16 protein-coding genes are annotated in these 17,084 nt (G+C 61.7%); 11 read left to right on the top strand and 5 right to left on the bottom strand.

Annotation, left to right across the window (positions count from 1 at the left end):
* Positions 1–39: 39 nt before the first annotated feature.
* From rsfS to HBO19_RS24175, 11 genes are all read left to right on the top strand, one after another.
* The gene (gene rsfS, locus HBO19_RS24225; protein WP_032861691.1) at positions 40–534 is read left to right on the top strand and encodes a ribosome silencing factor; all 495 of its coding nucleotides are present in this window, start codon (positions 40–42) and stop codon (positions 532–534) included.
* Between the two features lie 9 nt (positions 535–543).
* On the top strand, positions 544–1,011 hold the full coding sequence (rlmH, locus tag HBO19_RS24220; RefSeq protein ID WP_029292262.1) for a 23S rRNA (pseudouridine(1915)-N(3))-methyltransferase RlmH: 468 nt from the start codon (positions 544–546) through the stop codon (positions 1,009–1,011).
* A gap of 15 nt (positions 1,012–1,026) precedes the next feature.
* Positions 1,027–2,922, top strand: a complete 1,896-nt coding sequence (gene mrdA, locus HBO19_RS24215) for a penicillin-binding protein 2 (RefSeq protein ID WP_169951222.1) — start codon at positions 1,027–1,029, stop codon at positions 2,920–2,922.
* A 31-nt stretch (positions 2,923–2,953) separates the two neighbouring features.
* Positions 2,954–4,057 carry a rod shape-determining protein RodA gene (rodA, locus tag HBO19_RS24210; protein WP_169951409.1) on the top strand — a complete coding sequence of 368 codons (1,104 nt, stop codon included), beginning with the start codon at positions 2,954–2,956 and terminating at the stop codon, positions 4,055–4,057.
* Between the two features lie 17 nt (positions 4,058–4,074).
* Positions 4,075–5,085 carry a lytic murein transglycosylase B gene (gene mltB / locus HBO19_RS24205; RefSeq protein ID WP_170058468.1) on the top strand — a complete coding sequence of 337 codons (1,011 nt, stop codon included), beginning with the start codon at positions 4,075–4,077 and terminating at the stop codon, positions 5,083–5,085.
* Positions 5,085–6,080, top strand: coding sequence for a septal ring lytic transglycosylase RlpA family protein (locus tag HBO19_RS24200; RefSeq protein WP_170058467.1), 996 nt, complete (start codon positions 5,085–5,087; stop codon positions 6,078–6,080). Before mltB ends, HBO19_RS24200 begins: the two co-directional genes overlap by 1 nt.
* A 183-nt stretch (positions 6,081–6,263) precedes the next feature.
* A complete protein-coding gene (locus tag HBO19_RS24195) occupies positions 6,264–7,421 on the top strand; it encodes a D-alanyl-D-alanine carboxypeptidase family protein (RefSeq protein WP_029292257.1) in 1,158 nt (385 codons plus the stop codon).
* 85 nt (positions 7,422–7,506) lie between these two features.
* Positions 7,507–7,782, top strand: coding sequence for a DUF493 domain-containing protein (locus HBO19_RS24190; protein WP_029292256.1), 276 nt, complete (start codon positions 7,507–7,509; stop codon positions 7,780–7,782).
* A complete protein-coding gene (gene lipB, locus HBO19_RS24185; protein WP_170058466.1) occupies positions 7,782–8,429 on the top strand; it encodes a lipoyl(octanoyl) transferase LipB in 648 nt (215 codons plus the stop codon). The genes HBO19_RS24190 and lipB overlap by 1 nt, the downstream gene beginning before the upstream one ends.
* Before the next feature lie 25 nt (positions 8,430–8,454).
* The gene (lipA, locus tag HBO19_RS24180; RefSeq protein ID WP_162237654.1) at positions 8,455–9,456 is read left to right on the top strand and encodes a lipoyl synthase; all 1,002 of its coding nucleotides are present in this window, start codon (positions 8,455–8,457) and stop codon (positions 9,454–9,456) included.
* A gap of 172 nt (positions 9,457–9,628) precedes the next feature.
* The gene (locus HBO19_RS24175) at positions 9,629–10,561 is read left to right on the top strand and encodes an LD-carboxypeptidase (protein ID WP_170041673.1); all 933 of its coding nucleotides are present in this window, start codon (positions 9,629–9,631) and stop codon (positions 10,559–10,561) included.
* Positions 10,562–10,656: 95 nt separating this feature from the next.
* Here the strand turns inward: HBO19_RS24175 and HBO19_RS24170 are convergent, their stop codons facing one another.
* From HBO19_RS24170 to leuS, 5 genes are all read right to left on the bottom strand, one after another.
* Positions 10,657–11,982 carry a lytic murein transglycosylase gene (locus tag HBO19_RS24170; RefSeq protein WP_169951202.1) on the bottom strand — a complete coding sequence of 442 codons (1,326 nt, stop codon included), beginning with the start codon at positions 11,980–11,982 and terminating at the stop codon, positions 10,657–10,659.
* Between the two features lie 61 nt (positions 11,983–12,043).
* Positions 12,044–12,208, bottom strand: coding sequence for an alternative ribosome rescue factor ArfA (arfA, locus tag HBO19_RS24165; RefSeq protein ID WP_056744572.1), 165 nt, complete (start codon positions 12,206–12,208; stop codon positions 12,044–12,046).
* A gap of 234 nt (positions 12,209–12,442) precedes the next feature.
* Positions 12,443–13,480: a DNA polymerase III subunit delta gene (gene holA, locus HBO19_RS24160; RefSeq protein WP_169951200.1), complete on the bottom strand. Its 1,038-nt coding sequence runs from the start codon at positions 13,478–13,480 to the stop codon at positions 12,443–12,445.
* 39 nt (positions 13,481–13,519) lie between these two features.
* Positions 13,520–14,125, bottom strand: a complete 606-nt coding sequence (gene lptE / locus HBO19_RS24155) for an LPS assembly lipoprotein LptE (RefSeq protein WP_057960695.1) — start codon at positions 14,123–14,125, stop codon at positions 13,520–13,522.
* 90 nt (positions 14,126–14,215) lie between these two features.
* Positions 14,216–16,822 carry a leucine--tRNA ligase gene (gene leuS / locus HBO19_RS24150; RefSeq protein WP_169951198.1) on the bottom strand — a complete coding sequence of 869 codons (2,607 nt, stop codon included), beginning with the start codon at positions 16,820–16,822 and terminating at the stop codon, positions 14,216–14,218.
* Positions 16,823–17,084: the final 262 nt, after the last annotated feature.

The raw sequence follows: 17,084 nt of genomic DNA, 5'->3' as shown, positions 1-17,084 counted from the left end.
TATTGAAGCGCCCGAACTAATGAGCAAAACGAGTTTTATATGACGAACAAAGACGTAAGCAAAGTTAAGCGCAAAGGCACGTTCAAGAGCGCACCGTTGCCGGTAGAAGCCCTGCTGGTCCCGGCTCCAGAAGGCGAAGCGCTGGTAGCGCTGGCTGTAGCCGCCCTGGAAGACGTGAAGGCCCAGGACATCCAGGTCCTGGACGTGCGCGACAAGCAAAGCATCACCGACTTCATGATCATCGCCACCGGTACCTCCAACCGCCAGATCGGCGCGATGCTGGACAAGGTGCGCGAAGCCGTCAAAGCCCAGGGCGTCAAGCCACTGGGTGAAGAAGGCAAGGGCGACAGCGACTGGGTGCTGGCTGACCTGGACACCGTGATCGTCCACATGATGACCAGCAACGCTCGCCAGTTCTACGACCTGGAGCGCCTGTGGAAAGGCGCCGAGCAGAGCCGTGCCGCCGATGGCAAGCACCACAGCCCTGAAGTCGGTCACGCGCACTTCGACAAGCTCAACAAAGACCAGGAATAAGGAACGGCTGTGCGCCTGCGTCTGATTGCTGTCGGTTCACGCATGCCCAAGTGGGTGGAAGAAGGCTGGCATGAATATGCCAAGCGTCTGCCATCCGAATTGGCGCTGGAGCTGGTGGAAATACCCCTCAACACCCGGGGCAAGAACGCCGATGTGGCGCGCTTTATCCGTCAGGAGGGCGAGGCGATGCTGGCCAAGGTCGGTGCCAACGAGCGCATCGTCACCCTTGAGGTGCACGGCAAACCCTGGAGCACCGAGCAGTTGGCGGTGGAACTGGATCGCTGGCGCTTGGATTCGCGCACGGTCAACTTCATGGTCGGCGGCCCCGAGGGGCTGGCGCCGGAAGTCTGCGCGCGGGCCGATCAGCGCTGGTCGCTGTCGCCCCTGACGTTGCCCCATCCGCTGGTGCGGATTCTGATTGGTGAACAGCTGTATCGCGCCTGGACAGTCCTGTCCGGGCACCCTTACCACAAATAGTCTGCGCCCTGCCTGATGACCCAGCCGATCCGCATCAAGGACCACGAGAAAGACGCACGTCTTGTACGCGCGCGCGTGATCTTTGGCGCGATCGCGGTGGTGGCGTTGATGTGTGTGTTGATCGCCCGCCTGTATTACCTACAGGTGATCCAGTACGAGTATCACTCCACGTTGTCGGAAAACAACCGGGTGCATGTGCAGCCGATTCCGCCGACCCGTGGCCTGATTTTCGACCGCAATGGTGTGGTGATCGCCGATAACCGGCCCAGTTTCAGCCTGAGCATGACCCGCGAACGTTCCGGTGACTGGCAGCAGGTCCTCGATGTGATTGTCGAGGTGCTGCAACTGACGCCGGAAGACCGGGTGATCTTCGAGAAGCGCATGAAGCAGGGGCGGCGCCCGTTTGAACCGGTGCCGATCCTGTTTGAGCTGACCGAAGAGCAGATCGCCAGGATCGCGGTGAACCAGTTCCGTCTGCCGGGGGTGGAAGTGGTGGCGCAGCTGGTGCGCCATTACCCGCAAGGGGCGCACTTTGCCCACTCGGTCGGTTATATGGGGCGGATCAACGAAAAAGAGCTGAAAACCCTCGATCCGGTCAATTACAGCGGCACCCACCATATCGGCAAGACCGGCATCGAGCGTTTCTACGAGCCGGAACTGCACGGCCAGGTGGGTTACGAGGAGGTCGAGACCAACGCCCGTGGCCGTGTGCTGCGGGTGCTCAAGCGCACCGACCCGATTCCCGGCAAAGACATTGTCCTGAGCCTGGATATCAAGCTGCAGGAGGCCGCGGAAATGGCCCTCGGTGGCCGTCGTGGCGCGGTGGTGGCGCTGGATCCGAACACCGGCGAGGTGCTGGCGATGGTCAGCCAGCCGAGTTTCGACCCCAACCTGTTTGTCACCGGGATCAGCTTCAAGGCCTATGCCGAGCTGCGCGATTCCATCGACCGGCCGTTGTTCAACCGGGTGCTGCGCGGCCTGTATCCGCCAGGCTCGACCATCAAGCCGGCGGTGGCGATTGCCGGCCTGGATGCGGGGGTTGTCACTGCTTCCAGCCGGGTTTTCGACCCGGGTTACTACATGTTGCCCAACTACGATCACAAGTACCGTAACTGGAACCGCACCGGTGACGGCTATGTGGACCTGGATACGGCGATCATGCGATCCAACGACACCTACTTCTATGACCTGGCCCACAAGCTGGGGATCGATCGTTTATCGACCTACATGGGCAAGTTCGGCCTCGGTCAGAAAGTGTCCCTGGACATGTTTGAAGAATCCCCTGGCTTGATGCCTTCCCGCGAGTGGAAGCGTGCTACCCGGCGCCAGGCCTGGTTCCCGGGGGAAACCCTGATCCTGGGGATCGGCCAGGGCTATATGCAGGCCACGCCCTTGCAGCTGGCCCAGGCTACGGCGCTGGTCGCCAGCAAGGGCAAGTGGATCCGCCCGCACCTGGCCAAGACTATCGAGGGTGAGAAACCGGTGGATGAAAACCCGATCCCGGACATCGTCCTGCGTGATTCTTCCGACTGGACCAAGGTCAACCATGGTATGCAGCAAGTGATGCACGGCGCGCGCGGTACTGCGCGCAAGGCCGCTGCTGGCGCGCAATACCGGATCGCCGGCAAGAGCGGTACCGCCCAGGTAGTGGCGATCAAGCAGGGCGAGAAATACGACCGCTCCAAGGTTCAGGAACGCCATCGCGACCACGCCTTGTTTGTCGGTTTTGCCCCGGCCGACAACCCGAAAATCACCGTGGCGGTGATGGTCGAGAACGGCGAGTCCGGTTCCGGCGTGGCCGCCCCGGTGGTGCGCCAGATCATGGACGCCTGGTTGCTGGACCAGGACGGCAAACTCAGGCCTGAGTTTGCCAACCCTTCAAGCGCGGAGGCTACGGCCCGTGAAGAGTAATTTCGACCGCATTCTCTCCAGTGAGGATGTGATGCGTCGCCGCGCCACCTTGTTGCAGCGCATGCACATTGATGGCCCGTTGCTGATCCTGCTGCTGACCCTGGCGGCCGGCAGCCTGTTCGTACTGTATTCGGCCAGTGGCAAGAACTGGGACCTGCTGATCAAGCAAGCGTCGTCGTTCGGCCTGGGCCTGTTGTCGATGGTGGTCATTGCCCAGCTGGAGCCGCGTTTCATGGCGCGCTGGGTGCCGCTTGGATACGTCGCAGGCGTGCTGCTGCTGGTGGTGGTGGACGTCATGGGGCATAACGCCATGGGCGCCACCCGCTGGATCAATATCCCGGGGGTGATTCGCTTCCAGCCGTCGGAATTCATGAAGATTTTGATGCCGGCGACCATCGCCTGGTACCTGGCCAAGCGCACCTTGCCGCCCCAGCTCAAGCACGTAGGCATCAGCCTGATCCTGATCGGCATTCCGTTCATCCTGATCGTGCGCCAGCCCGACCTCGGCACCGGCCTGCTGATTCTCGCCGGCGGTGCGTTCGTGCTGTTCATGGGCGGCCTGCGCTGGCGCTGGATCATCAGCGTGCTGGTGGCAGCCGTGCCGGTGGCCGTCGCCATGTGGTTCTTCTTCATGCACGATTATCAGAAGCAGCGGGTCTTGACCTTCCTCGATCCCGAGAGCGATCCGTTGGGCACCGGTTGGAACATCATCCAGTCCAAGGCGGCCATCGGTTCCGGCGGCGTGTTTGGCAAGGGCTGGTTGCTGGGCACCCAGTCGCACCTGGACTTCCTGCCGGAAAGCCACACCGACTTTATCATCGCGGTGATGGGCGAGGAGTTCGGCCTGGTGGGCATTTGCGCACTGCTGCTGATCTACTTGCTGTTGATCGGGCGTGGCCTGGTGATTACCGCGCAAGCGCAGACGTTGTTCGGCAAATTGCTCGCCGGTGCGCTGACAATGACTTTTTTTGTTTACGTTTTCGTCAACATCGGTATGGTCAGTGGCCTGCTGCCGGTGGTTGGGGTGCCGTTGCCGTTCATTAGCTACGGCGGAACTTCGCTGGTGACATTACTGTCAGCGTTTGGGGTTTTGATGTCGATCCATACCCATCGCAAGTGGATCGCACAGGTTTGAATAAGGTGAAGATGTCAATGCAAGTAATGCGCGGCTGGGCTGCTCGATATGCGTCCTGCCTGGGCTTGTTGGGCGCCTTTGGCGCTGCACAGCCAGCCCTGGCCGGCGATTACGACGGCTCGCCCCAGGTCGCCGAATTTGTCGGTGAGATGACGCGTGACTATGGTTTCGCCGGCGAACAACTGATGGGCGTGTTCCGCGAGGCGCAGCGCAAGCAGGCGATACTCGACGCCATTTCCCGCCCCGCCGAACGCGTCAAGCAGTGGAAGGACTATCGCCCGATGTTCCTCACCGACGCCCGGGTGGCGCGGGGTGTGGATTTCTGGCGGCAGCACGAGGCCGTGCTGGCCCGTGCCGAGCAGGAATATGGCGTACCGGCCCAGGTGATCGTCTCGATCATCGGCGTTGAAACCTTTTACGGGCGCAACACCGGCAGTTACCGGGTGATCGACGCCTTGTCGACCCTGGGCTTCGATTACCCGCCCCGCGCCGAATTCTTCCGCAAGGAACTGCGTGAGTTCCTGCTGCTGGCCCGTGAAGAGCAGGTCGACCCGCTGACCCTCAAAGGCTCCTACGCCGGGGCCATGGGCCTGCCGCAGTTCATGCCCAGCAGCTTTCGTGCCTACGCCGTGGATTTTGACGGTGATGGCCATATCAACATCTGGAGCAACCCCGATGATGCCATCGGCAGCGTTGCCAGCTACTTCAAGCGTCATGGCTGGGTGGCTGGCGAGCCGGTGGTGATCCGCGCCGATGTCACGGGCGATCGCGCCGATGAAGGCCTGACCCAGGGGATCGAGCCGGTGAAAACCGTCGGGGAGTTGCGGGCGCTGGGCTGGTCAAGTCATGATGCGCTGCGCGATGATATGCCGGTTACTGCCTTCCGCCTGGAAGGTGCAGACGGCCCGGAGTACTGGATGGGCCTGAAGAATTTTTACGCAATCACGCGTTATAACCGCAGTGTGATGTACGCCATGGCCGTGCATCAGCTGTCAGACATGCTGGTTCAAGCACGGGGCGTCAAGTAATGCGGGTATCGCCGATCAATAAACCGCTCAAGCTGGTGGCGCTGGCCGCATTGTCCTTGCTGGTTGTCAGTTGCTCCACCAGCCGCGCGCCGGCGCAGAAGGCCAGTGGCCCGGTAGTCCGCGCGCAGCCGGGGCTGGATATCAACCGGGCCCACAAGGACGGCGCGCCGTGGTGGGACGTCGATGTCTCGCGCATCCCGGATGCCACGCCGACCCTGCATACCGGCAACTATAAAGCCAACCCCTACACGGTGCTGGGCAAGACCTACTTCCCGCTGCAAGAGTCCAAGAACTACGTGCAGTCGGGCACCGCATCCTGGTACGGCACCAAGTTCCACGGCCAGAACACCGCCAACGGCGAAGTGTATGACCTGTATGGCATGAGCGCGGCGCACAAGACCCTGCCGCTGCCGGCCTACGTACGGGTGACCAACCTGGACAACAACCGCGTGGTAATCCTGCGGGTCAACGACCGTGGGCCGTTCTACTCCGACCGAATCATCGACTTGTCCTACGCTGCCGCGAAAAAACTCGGCTATGCCGAATCCGGCACGGCGCGGGTCAAGGTCGAAGGCATCGATCCGGCCCAGTACTGGGCCCAGCGCGGCAAGCCAGCGCCATTGATGCTCAACGAACCACAAAGCGCACAACCGCAGATCACCGCTTCGGCGGGCAAGGTCGAGCAGTGGACGCCGCCGCCCCAGCAGCACGCCGCGCCAGTCGTGGCGGTGCCACAGGCGGCGCCGGGCAATGCAGCGGGCGGGCAGTACCTGCAAGTCGGCGCTTTCGCCAACCCGGATGCGGCAGAACTGTTAAGGTCCAAGCTCAGCGGGATGGTCAGCGCGCCAGTGTTTATCAGCTCCATCGTGCGTAACCAGCAGACCCTGCACCGGGTACGCCTGGGCCCCATCGGCTCGGCGGGCGAGATTGCCCAGGTGCAGAACAGCGTGCGACTGGCCAACCTGGGTCAGCCCAGCGTGGTCAGCGCCGAATAAGCAGTAGCGGATCTGGGGTGCTGGCGCGTTTGCGTGCCGGGGCCCTGGTTGCAGGCTCGTCGAATAATAAAAACCCGAAGGCAAGGGTTGAGCTGGCAACTGAATACGCGACAGCCTGGCAACGGGCTGTCTGAATAGTTTTGCCCGCGAGGGCAAGTTTCCATAAGCAATTTCGAGAGACGGATGAACATCACCACCTTAGCCAAACGCCTGTGCCTGCTTGTCCCGCTGATCATCGCGCCCGCTGCCTGGGCCGTCGAAATGATGCCAGCGCCACCGCAACTGGCTGCCAAGTCCTACGTGCTCATGGATGCCGCAAGCGGCAACGTGCTGGTCGAAAACAACGGTGACCAGCGCCTGCCGCCGGCCAGCCTGACCAAGCTGATGACCGCCTACATCGCGACCCTGGAAATCCGTCGCGGCCAGATCGGTGAAAACGATCCGGTGACCGTCAGCGAAAACGCCTGGCGTACCGGCGGTTCGCGGATGTTCATCAAGGTCGGCTCCCAGGTGACTGTCAGCGACCTGCTGCACGGCATCATCATCCAGTCCGGTAACGACGCCAGCGTCGCCCTGGCCGAGCATATTGCCGGCAGCGAAGATGCATTCGCCGACATGATGAACAAAACCGTGACTGACCTGGGCATGACCAACAGCCACTTCATGAACCCGACCGGCCTGCCAAACCCAGACCACTACTCGTCGGCCCATGACATGGCGATCCTGGCCCGCGCGATCATTCGTGTCGACCCGGTGCACTACGCCATCTACTCCCAGAAAGAGTTCTTCTGGAACAACATCAAGCAGCCTAACCGCAACCTGTTGCTGTGGCGCGACAAGACCGTCGATGGCCTGAAAACCGGCCACACCGACGAGGCCGGCTACTGCATGGTGTCTTCGGCTGTGCGTGATGGCCAACGCTTGATCGCCGTGGTGTTCGGCACCAACAGCGAGCAGGCCCGTGCGGCTGAAACCCAGAAGCTGCTGACCTACGGTTTCCGCTTCTTCGAAACCCAGACCTTCTACCAGAAGGGCGCTGAGCTGGCCCAGGCTCCTGTGTGGAAAGGCACCGAGCGTCAAGTCAAGGCCGGCCTGGCTGACGACCTGACCCTGACCATGCCTAAAGGCCAGCTGAAGAAACTGGCTGCCAGCATGACCATGAACCCACAACTGACCGCGCCTATCGCCAAGGGCGATGTGATCGGTAAAGTCGAAGTGAAGCTGGACGACAAAGTCGTACACAGCGCCGATCTGATCGCACTCGACGCCGTTGAGGAAGGTGGTATCTTCCGCCGCGTGTGGGATAGCATCCGTCTATTCTTCTACGGCTTGTTCAACTGATTGTGTGCACCCGCAAAGCCCTGCGTTGATCCGACGCGGGGCTTTGCTCGTCGCCACGGCTTACCGCTTACGAGGCCGTTACGCCATGACCGATAAAGAAGTAAAGGCGCCAAAGATCGAATTCCCGGTGACGGACTATCCCGTCAAGGTGATCAGCGATACCGGCGTGGGCAACAAAGACAAGATCCTCGAGATCATGCGTAAACACGCAACGATCAACGACAACCGTGTGGATGAGCGCTTGAGCACCAACGGTAAGTACACCACGATCCAGTTGCACATCGTTGCGACCGGTCAAGACCAGCTTTACGACATCAACAGCGAACTGCGAGCCACCGGTTTCGTACATATGGTGTTGTGATGTCACAGGTCCTGGGCTTTCGCGAGCTCGGCCAGATGGCGTACGAGCCTGTCTGGCACGCCATGCAGCGCTTTACCAATGAGCGCGGCAGCTCGGCTCCCGACGAAATCTGGCTGGTGGAGCACCCGCCGGTATTCACCCAGGGCCAGGCTGGCAAGGCCGAGCATCTACTACTTCCGGGTGATATTGCGGTGGTGCAGGTCGACCGGGGTGGTCAAGTGACTTACCATGGGCCCGGACAACTGGTGGCTTACTTGCTGCTGGATGTGCGCAAGCTGGGTTATGGCGTGCGTGAGCTGGTCAGTCGCATGGAGAACTGCCTGGTCGAGCTGCTGGCCAGTTACGGTGTGACTGCCGCGGCCAAGCCCGATGCTCCAGGTGTGTATGTCAACGGCGCGAAAATCGCCTCCCTGGGCCTGCGTATTCGTCATGGCTGTTCCTTTCATGGCCTGGCCCTGAACGTGGACATGGACCTGGCGCCGTTTCTCCGGATCAATCCCTGTGGTTACGCCGGTTTGGCCATGACCCAGTTGAGCGATCACGCAACACCCATAGAATTTGCCGAGGTAAGTGCCCGGCTGCGCGCGCAGCTCGTCAAACACCTCGACTATGCTGAGCAGACGACCCTGACGGGCGGAATCGACTGATATGACTACTGATGTTGTGCAAACCATGATCCCGACGCTGGACATTACCGACCGTCCGGCCCCGGCTCCGCGTGCCAAGGTGGAAGCCGGCGTCAAGCTGCGCGGCGCCGAGAAGGTTGCACGCATCCCGGTGAAGATCATTCCGACCACCGAACTGCCGAAAAAGCCCGACTGGATCCGTGTGCGCATCCCGGTCTCGCCGGAAGTCGACCGTATCAAGGCGCTGCTGCGCAAACACAAACTGCACAGCGTGTGCGAAGAAGCCTCCTGCCCGAACCTGGGCGAGTGCTTCTCTGGCGGCACCGCGACCTTCATGATCATGGGTGACATCTGCACCCGTCGCTGCCCGTTCTGCGACGTTGGCCATGGCCGGCCCAAGCCACTGGACGTCAACGAGCCAGAAAGCCTGGCCATCGCCATTGCCGACCTGAAACTCAAGTATGTGGTGATCACCTCGGTAGACCGCGATGACCTGCGCGACGGCGGTGCCCAGCACTTTGCCGACTGCATCCGTGAAATCCGCAAATTGTCGCCGAATGTGATGCTCGAGACCCTGGTCCCGGACTACCGTGGCCGCATGGACGTCGCCCTGGAAATCACCGCCGCCGAGCCGCCAGATGTGTTCAACCACAACCTGGAAACCGTGCCACGCCTGTACAAGGCCGCGCGCCCGGGTTCGGACTACCAGTGGTCGCTGACCCTGCTGCAGAAATTCAAGCAGATGATGCCGCACATCCCGACCAAGTCCGGCCTGATGCTGGGCCTGGGCGAAACCGACGAAGAAGTCATCGAAGTCATGAAGCGCATGCGCGAACACGACATCGACATGCTGACCCTCGGTCAGTATCTGCAACCGTCGCGCAGCCACTTGCCGGTGCAGCGTTTCGTGCACCCGGACACCTTTGCCTGGTTTGCCGAAGAAGGTTACAAGATGGGCTTCAAGAACGTCGCGTCGGGCCCGCTGGTGCGTTCGTCGTACCACGCCGACGAGCAGGCCAAGCTGGTCAAGGCTAGCCTGGTTTCCTAAGCCTTGGCGCCGATCCATCGGTCTGGATGGGTGTGTATGGAGCTGGCTTGTGTGGGAGCGGGCTTGCCCGCGATAGCATCGCCTCGGTGCAACTGATACACCGAGGCGTCTGCATCGCGGGCAAGCCCGCTCCCACAGTTCGTTGCGCTGTACAGAATAGGGAGAACCAAGGATGACTGACCCGCTTGCCACCGCCGTACCCGCCCTGCGCGCCGAAGGCGTGATCGGCCTCATCGCTCCCGCCGGTCCCGCCGCGCTGGATGTTGAAAAGGCCGGGCAATGGATGCGCGCCCGTGGCTACGAGCTGCGGATCTTCTCGGGGGTGTATGAGCGCGATGGCTACTTGGCCGGCAGCGATAAAGTCCGCCTGCGTGACCTGCATGCGGCCTTTGCCGACCCCGAGATCGACGCCATCTTCTGCCTGCGCGGCGGCTACGGCACCCCACGCTTGCTCGACAGCGTGGATTTCGCGCTGCTGGCGGCCAATCCCAAGCCCTTCGTCGGCTACAGCGATATCACCGCGCTGCACTTGGCGATCAGTCGCTACGCCGGCTTCGTGACTTTCCACGGCCCGATGCTGAATGCCGACCTGCTCGGTGACAAGCAACAACCCACCGAATCATCACTGTTCAGCCTGCTGCGTGGGCGGCTGGGCGCTGGCAGTGTGCTGGCGCACCCAGTGGCGTACCCGTTGACCACCGTTGAGCCTGGCATCGCCTGTGGGCGCCTGTTGGGGGGCAACCTGTCGATGATCGCGGCCGTGATGGGCACGCCCTTTGAGCTTGATGCCGACGGCATCATTCTGTTTATCGAGGACGTCAACGAGCCGATCTACCGCATCGACCGCCTGCTGACGCACTTGCGCCTGGCGGGCAAGCTGGCGCAGGTGCGCGGTGTGCTGGTGGGGGATGTGGCGGGGGTGGATAGTGTGGCGCTGGAGCGGTTGTTGAAGCAGACCTTCGAGCCGTTGTGCATCCCGGTCCTGTCCGGCTGGCGCAGTGGTCATTGCGACCCGAACCTGACCTTGCCGATGGGTGCGGTGGTGCGCCTGGATGCGGGGGAACAGCGGCTGGTGCTGGAGCAGGATGTGGTGTGTAGGCTCTGAGTGTTTTGCCGCCTGTCAGCACGCTATCGCGAGCAAGCTGGCTCCCACAGGGAATTGCATTCCAAATGTGGGAGCGGCAGTCGCCCTACGCCGATCTAGCGGCTACGCAACGACTCCAACAACTTCACTGTCGGATACCCATCCGCCGGCCAGCCCAACGACTGCTGCGCCGCCCGAATCGCCTTGCGCGTATTGGCGCCGATAATCCCGTCCGGGTTGCCAGCCTCATAGCCCTTGGCACTCAACACCGTCTGCAATTCGATACGCTGGGAGCGGGTCAGCGGCAGTTCGTCCGTTGGCCAATCCCCGCGAATCACCCCACCACCGCCAAAGCGCTCGGACAACAGGCCGACCGCCAGGGCGTAGGACGACGAGTTGTTGTACTTGAGGATTGCGCGGAAGTTATCCAGCACCAGGAACGCCGGGCCACGATGGCCGGCCGGCAGCAGCAGGGCGGCCGATAGCGTTTCTACGTTGGGTGGCACGCTGGCCCCGGCCGGCACCTGCAGGCCGAGTTTCATCCACTCGCCGACCGGCTTGCGCACTGCACCATCCGCCAGGGCATAGTCGAAGTTCGCCGGCAATTGCCGCACCTCAAAGCCCCACGGTTGGCCTTTCTGCCAGCCCGAGCTTTGCAGGTAGTGCGCGGTGGAGGCGAGGGCGTCGGCCGAGCTGTTCCAGATGTCGCGGCGACCGTCGCCATCGAAGTCCACCGCGTGGGTGTTGTAGGTGGTCGGTATGAATTGGGTCTGGCCCATGGCACCGGCCCAGGAACCGCGCATTTGCTCGGCCGGGATATCACCGTGCTGGATGATTTGCAGCGCAGCCAGCAACTGCGCCTGGGCGAATGCCGGGCGACGGCCTTCGTAGGCCAGGGTCGCCAGGGAGCGGATCACCGAGTTATTGCCCTGGAACGAACCGAAGTTGCTTTCCATGCCCCACACCGAGACCAGTACCTGGCGATCGACACCGTAGCGCTGCTCAATGCTTTGCAGGATATCGGCGTGCTTGACCAGCAGGGCCTGGCCGTTGCGCACACGCAGCGGCGACAGGGCGCCGTTGAGGTATTCCCATACCGGGCGGGAAAACTCCGGTTGGCTGCGGTCGGCACGGATGACCGCCATGTCAGGGGTGACGTTGGCGAAGGCCGTGTCGAATACTGCAGGGGTGATACCGGCTTTCAGCGCTTCGACGCGAAAACCTGCCTGCCATTGGGCAAAGGTCTGGGTCGGCTGGATATCGAGATTGCTCACGGCCAGGGGCGCAACTACGGCGGGTGCGGCAACCGGTGCGGTCTGGAGCGTGGGCAGGGGCTGAGCGTCGGCGGCGGTGGGTTTTTCGGCGCAGGCGACTAACAGGATCAGGCTGGAGGCAGCAATCAATTGGCGAAGGTGCCAACGACGGGAAAGACTAGAGGGCATGCACAGGTCCAGGAAATACGAATCAGGTGCAGACCTTATCATGCCAGAGGGGCGCTTGCCTTCAGGCAGCCAGAAAGTAAGAAGCCTCCCAGCTATTAGACTGGAAGGCTTCGCGGCGGTAGCTGCCTTTGCCTTTGCCGGCGGGTTCCTGGCGACTGCGGAACAACGGCTGGGCGATGATGGATTTGGCCTTGTTGGGGCCATGCTTGGATGGCTTTTTGCTCATAATCGGGACTCTCCGATGGGGTGGGGGATGCGGTGCGAATCATCTGCCGAAGTTTGGCTGCTGTCCAGCCCGGCGCGATGAGGGAAATATCAAAAACTGAATACGGCGGCGATCAAAACTGTAGGCGCTGGCTTGCCTGCGATGGCATCACCACGCTATGACTGACCCACCGAGGTGCCTGCATCGCAGGCAAGCCAGCTCCCACAATAGTTTTGTGGTGTTTGGGCGAGCGTGCTATTCGGCTGGCAGTGCCAGGCGCTGGCCGGACATCAGCAGCGACAAACGGCTCAAGCTCATCCACGGTGACCCAGCCGCCTGGCCCTTGATCTGCGCATCGATGCGCTGGGCTTCGAGCAACAGTTGCGCCCAGCGTTGCGCCGAGTGCCGTTGCAGGGCCTTGCTCATCAGGGGCTTGCGCTTGTCCCATACCGGCGGGCGGGCTTGGCTGAAAGCCTTGTCCAGCGGCGTACCCTGGCTGTATTGCAGGGCGATATTGGCCAGCAAGCGCAACTCCCGCGCCAGGGCCCAGAGAATCACCGGCGGCTCGACCCCTTCACCGCGCAGCCCTTCGAGCATGCGCAAGGCATGGGCCGCGTCGCCATTGAGGATCGCATCCACCAGCCCGAACACGTCAAAACGCGCGCTGTCGGCCACCGCGCCTTGCACTGTCTCGACGGTGATCTGGCCACCTTCGGCCATCAGCTTGAGCTTTTCGATTTCCTGGGCGGCGGCCAGCAAGTTGCCTTCAACCCGGGCGGCGATCAACTCGACCGCGTCCTGGCTGGCAGACAACCCGGCTTGGGACAGGCGTTGGCGAATCCATTGTGGCAACTGATTGCTGTCGACTGGCCAGATCTGGATGAACTGGGTTTGCGCCCCTTCCACCAGGGCCTTACCCCATTTGGTCTTCTGCGCACTGCCATCGAGCTTGGGCAGGCTGATCAGCAACAGCGTGTCCTCGGCGGGGCGGGCGCAATATTCCATCAGGGCCGCCGCGCCTTTGTCGCCGGGCTTGCCCGAGGGCAGACGCAGCTCCAGCAGGCGTTTTTCGGCAAACAGCGACATGCTCGCCCCGGCCTGGAGCAGGGTGCCCCAGTCGAAGCTGGCATCGGCGCTGAACACCTGGCGCTCATCAAAGCCTTGCTGGCGCGCAGCCTGGCGGATGGTGTCGGCAGCTTCCTGGCACAACAGCGGATCATCGCCACTGACGATGTACACAGGCGCGAGGTTGCCTTGCAGGTGTTTGGCGAGTTGGGCGGGGGCGAGTTTCATAGGCTGGATGGACGGGGCGCATGACGCGCCCCGCCTGGTTTACTCGGCAGGGACTTCAACAGGCGATTGCTTGGGAATGCTGTTTTCGTAGTCCTGCGCGGCTTTCAGCGCCTCGGCATCTGCCTTGGCCTTGGCGTCGGCAGTCTGTTGCAGAGCGTCGAGCTGGGCCGGGCTGATCATTTGCAGGCGCAGGACCATACGCTGGACCAGGTCACGGCGCATTTCATTGCGCACCTGATTGACCTCCGTGTCGGAGCCCACCAGGTTGTTGCCGTCATGCGTCACGACTTTCTGCACTTGCAGCTTGTCGCTGATCAGCGGCAACTGGTCGTGGCCCTGGATCTGGAACATGAGCACGCTGCTCAACTCGATGTCCGAAGACCGGCCGGCACTGGCGTAGCTGAGGTTACGCTGGGTCTCTTTCTCGTCGATCAGTACCAGCTTGTAAGCGGCACCGTTATAGACTTTGACGCCGCTGTTTTCCAGGGTTTGGCGCAGCTGGGTCACGGTTTCGCCATAGGCGTTGCGCGCGCTGACATCCAGTTCCTTGATCGCCAGTTCCGTGGTGCCAGTGCCGCGCAGCTGGAAGCCGCAAGCGCTCAGCAGTACGGCAAGGCCCATAACCAGCAGGTTGCGTTTGATCATTTTGTTGCTCCCCTTGAAACCATGTGGGCCTTATCGAGGCCCTGGAGGTTTTGTTCGGCGCCGGGGCTCTTGCCCTGGCGCCCGATCCGATTAGCTAGCGACGATATTGACCAATTTGCCGGGCACCACGATCACTTTGCGGATCGTCAGGCCTTCGGTGAAGCGCAGCACGTTCTCGTTGCTACGCGCGGCGGCTTCGACTTCTTCGCGGCTGGCGCTGGCAGGCATGTCGATCTGGCCGCGCAGCTTGCCGTTGACCTGAATCACCAGTTGCAGCGTGTCCTGTACCAGGGCGCTGTCATCCGCGACCGGCCATGCAGCATCGATCACCGCGCCGCTGTGGCCCAACTGGCTCCACAGGTCGTGGCTGATGTGCGGAGTAATCGGTGCCAGCAGCAACACGACAGTTTCCAGGCCTTCCTGTACCAGTGCGCGGTCCTGTTCGGTAGCCTGTGGCGCTTTTTCCAGCACGTTCATCAGCGTCATGACCTGGGCGATGGCGGTGTTGAATTTGTGGTGCTGGCCCACGTCCTGGCTGGCTTGCTTGATGGCCAGGTGGGTGCTGCGGCGAATGAGCTTCTGCTCGTCGCTCAACGACGCCACGTCCAGCTTGCCCGGCAAGCCCTGGCTGATATGGGCATGCGCCAGGCGCCAGACGCGCTTGAGGAAACGGTGCGAACCTTCGACACCGGAGTCCGACCATTCGGCGCTCATGTCAGGCGGCGAGGCGAACATCATGAACAGGCGGCAGGTGTCGGCGCCGAACTGGTCGATCATCGACTGTGGGTCGACGCCGTTGTTCTTCGACTTGGCCATCTTCTCGGTGCCGCCGATTTCCACCGGCAGGCCGTCGGATTTCAACTTGGCACTGATCACCTTGGCCTTGCTGTCACGCTCAAGCTCCACGTCCGCCGGGTTGAACCAGGTGTAGGCGCCATTGGCTTCGCGGCGATAGTAAGTCTCGGCGATCACCATGCCCTGGGTCAGCAGGTTCTTGAACGGCTCGTCGGAGCTGACCAGGCCTTCGTCACGCATCAGCTTGTGGAAGAAGCGTGCGTACAGCAGGTGCAGGATCGCGTGTTCGATGCCACCAATATACTGGTCCACCGGCAACCAGTGGTCGGCCGCAGATTTTTCCACCAGGCCGCCTTCATAGTGCGGCGAGGCGTAGCGGGCGTAGTACCACGAGGACTCGACGAAGGTGTCCATGGTGTCGGTTTCACGCTTGGCAGGCTGGCCGCATTTCGGGCAACTGCACTCGTAGAACTCGGGCATGCGCGCCAATGGCGAACCGGCGCCGTCCGGCACCACGTCTTCAGGCAGTACCACCGGCAATTGGTCTTCCGGTACCGGTACGTCGCCACAGCTTTCGCAGTGGATGATCGGGATCGGGCAGCCCCAGTAGCGCTGGCGGCTGATGCCCCAGTCGCGCAGGCGGAACTGGGTGCGCGAGGCACCGAGATTTTTCTTGATCAGGGCGACTTCCATGGCGTCGAAGGCGCCTGCGAAGTCCAGGCCGTCGAACTCGCCGGAGTTGATCAGGGTGCCGTGTTCGTTATAAGCGTCCTGCCACGGGGCCGGGTTGGTTTCACCGGAGCTGGTGCGCACCACGGACTTGATCGGCAGGTTGTACTTGGTGGCGAATTCGAAATCGCGCTCGTCGTGGGCGGGCACTGCCATTACTGCGCCATCGCCGTAGTGCATCAGCACATAGTTGGCGACCCATACCGGCAGTTTTTCGCCGGTCAGCGGGTGCTCGACAAACAGCGAGGTCGGCAGGCCCTTTTTCTCCTGGGTGGCGACGTCGGCTTCGGCCACGCTGCCGCCTTTGCATTCGGCGATAAAGGCCTGCAACTCAGGGTTGTTTTTTGCGGCCAGGGTGGCCAGCGGGTGTTCGGCGGCCACGGCGACGTAGGTCGCGCCCATCAGGGTGTCTGGACGGGTGGTGAAGACTTTCAGTGCGCCAGCAACGCCTATGGAATCCACGTTGTACGGGAACTGCACTTCCATGCCCTTGGACTTGCCGATCCAGTTGCGCTGCATGGTCTTGACCTGTTCAGGCCAGCCCGGCAGGTCGTCGAGGCTCGACAAGAGCTCATCGGCATAGGCGGTGATCTTGAAGTAGTACATCGGGATTTCGCGCTTCTCGATCAGCGCGCCGGAACGCCAGCCGCGACCGTCGATCACCTGCTCGTTGGCCAAGACGGTCTGGTCGACCGGATCCCAGTTCACGGTGCCGCTTTTTTTGTAGATCACGCCTTTTTCGAACAGGCGAGTGAACAGCCATTGTTCCCAGCGGTAGTAGTCCGGCTTGCAGGTGGTCACTTCGCGCGACCAGTCCACGGCCAGGCCCAGGCTGCGCAGCTGGGTCTTCATGTAGGCGATGTTTTCGTAGGTCCACTTGGCGGGCGCTACGTTGTTTTTCATCGCGGCGTTTTCCGCAGGCATGCCGAAGGCGTCCCAACCCATAGGTTGCAGGACGTTTTTGCCGAGCATGCGCTGGTAGCGGGAAATCACGTCGCCGATGGTGTAGTTACGCACGTGCCCCATGTGTAGTTTGCCGCTGGGGTAAGGGAACATCGATAGGCAGTAGTAAGTCTCCTTGCCTGGCTGTTCACTGACTTCAAAGGACTTTTGCTCATCCCAGAAAGTTTGGGCGGCATTTTCTATTTCACGGGGCTGATATTGTTCGTGCATGGCTACTTTTGAACTGAATAGGGGTGGCCTAATCCTCTTCGGTGCATTGTCCGGGTTGATCGACACCAAAAAGCGGCGCGTCCGTGCCCAAACCCTGCGGGAAGTGGAGTTACAGGAAGCGCCGTAGCATACATGACCCCACTCTATCGAGGGAAACCCTGATTGCGCAGCGCAGGCCGTTGGTCGCGGCGTGCGGTTGGTTGCGTCAGCGCAGCTACGCTGTTTATTGGGGAGTGAGACTTATCTTTAATGAGGTGAGGGG

Source organism: Pseudomonas sp. WS 5021 (assembly GCF_012985535.1).
Classification (GTDB): Bacteria; Pseudomonadota; Gammaproteobacteria; order Pseudomonadales; family Pseudomonadaceae; genus Aquipseudomonas.
The sequence above is the reverse complement of the archived record's forward strand: the minus strand, read 5'-3'. Positions and strand labels throughout refer to the sequence as shown.

Excerpts from the sequence above, each read along its gene's own strand:
- rsfS (WP_032861691.1), top strand. The coding sequence starts at position 40 with ATGACGAACAAAGACGTAAGCAAAGTTAAGCGCAAAGGCACGTTCAAG.
- mrdA (WP_169951222.1), top strand. The coding sequence starts at position 1,027 with ATGACCCAGCCGATCCGCATCAAGGACCACGAGAAAGACGCACGTCTT.
- rodA (WP_169951409.1), top strand. The coding sequence starts at position 2,954 with ATGCGTCGCCGCGCCACCTTGTTGCAGCGCATGCACATTGATGGCCCG.
- mltB (WP_170058468.1), top strand. The coding sequence starts at position 4,075 with ATGCAAGTAATGCGCGGCTGGGCTGCTCGATATGCGTCCTGCCTGGGC.
- HBO19_RS24200 (WP_170058467.1), top strand. The coding sequence starts at position 5,085 with ATGCGGGTATCGCCGATCAATAAACCGCTCAAGCTGGTGGCGCTGGCC.
- HBO19_RS24195 (WP_029292257.1), top strand. The coding sequence starts at position 6,264 with ATGAACATCACCACCTTAGCCAAACGCCTGTGCCTGCTTGTCCCGCTG.
- HBO19_RS24190 (WP_029292256.1), top strand. The coding sequence starts at position 7,507 with ATGACCGATAAAGAAGTAAAGGCGCCAAAGATCGAATTCCCGGTGACG.
- lipB (WP_170058466.1), top strand. The coding sequence starts at position 7,782 with ATGTCACAGGTCCTGGGCTTTCGCGAGCTCGGCCAGATGGCGTACGAG.
- lipA (WP_162237654.1), top strand. The coding sequence starts at position 8,455 with ATGATCCCGACGCTGGACATTACCGACCGTCCGGCCCCGGCTCCGCGT.
- HBO19_RS24175 (WP_170041673.1), top strand. The coding sequence starts at position 9,629 with ATGACTGACCCGCTTGCCACCGCCGTACCCGCCCTGCGCGCCGAAGGC.
- HBO19_RS24170 (WP_169951202.1), bottom strand. The coding sequence starts at position 11,982 with ATGCCCTCTAGTCTTTCCCGTCGTTGGCACCTTCGCCAATTGATTGCT.
- arfA (WP_056744572.1), bottom strand. The coding sequence starts at position 12,208 with ATGAGCAAAAAGCCATCCAAGCATGGCCCCAACAAGGCCAAATCCATC.
- holA (WP_169951200.1), bottom strand. The coding sequence starts at position 13,480 with ATGAAACTCGCCCCCGCCCAACTCGCCAAACACCTGCAAGGCAACCTC.
- lptE (WP_057960695.1), bottom strand. The coding sequence starts at position 14,125 with ATGATCAAACGCAACCTGCTGGTTATGGGCCTTGCCGTACTGCTGAGC.
- leuS (WP_169951198.1), bottom strand. The coding sequence starts at position 16,822 with ATGCACGAACAATATCAGCCCCGTGAAATAGAAAATGCCGCCCAAACT.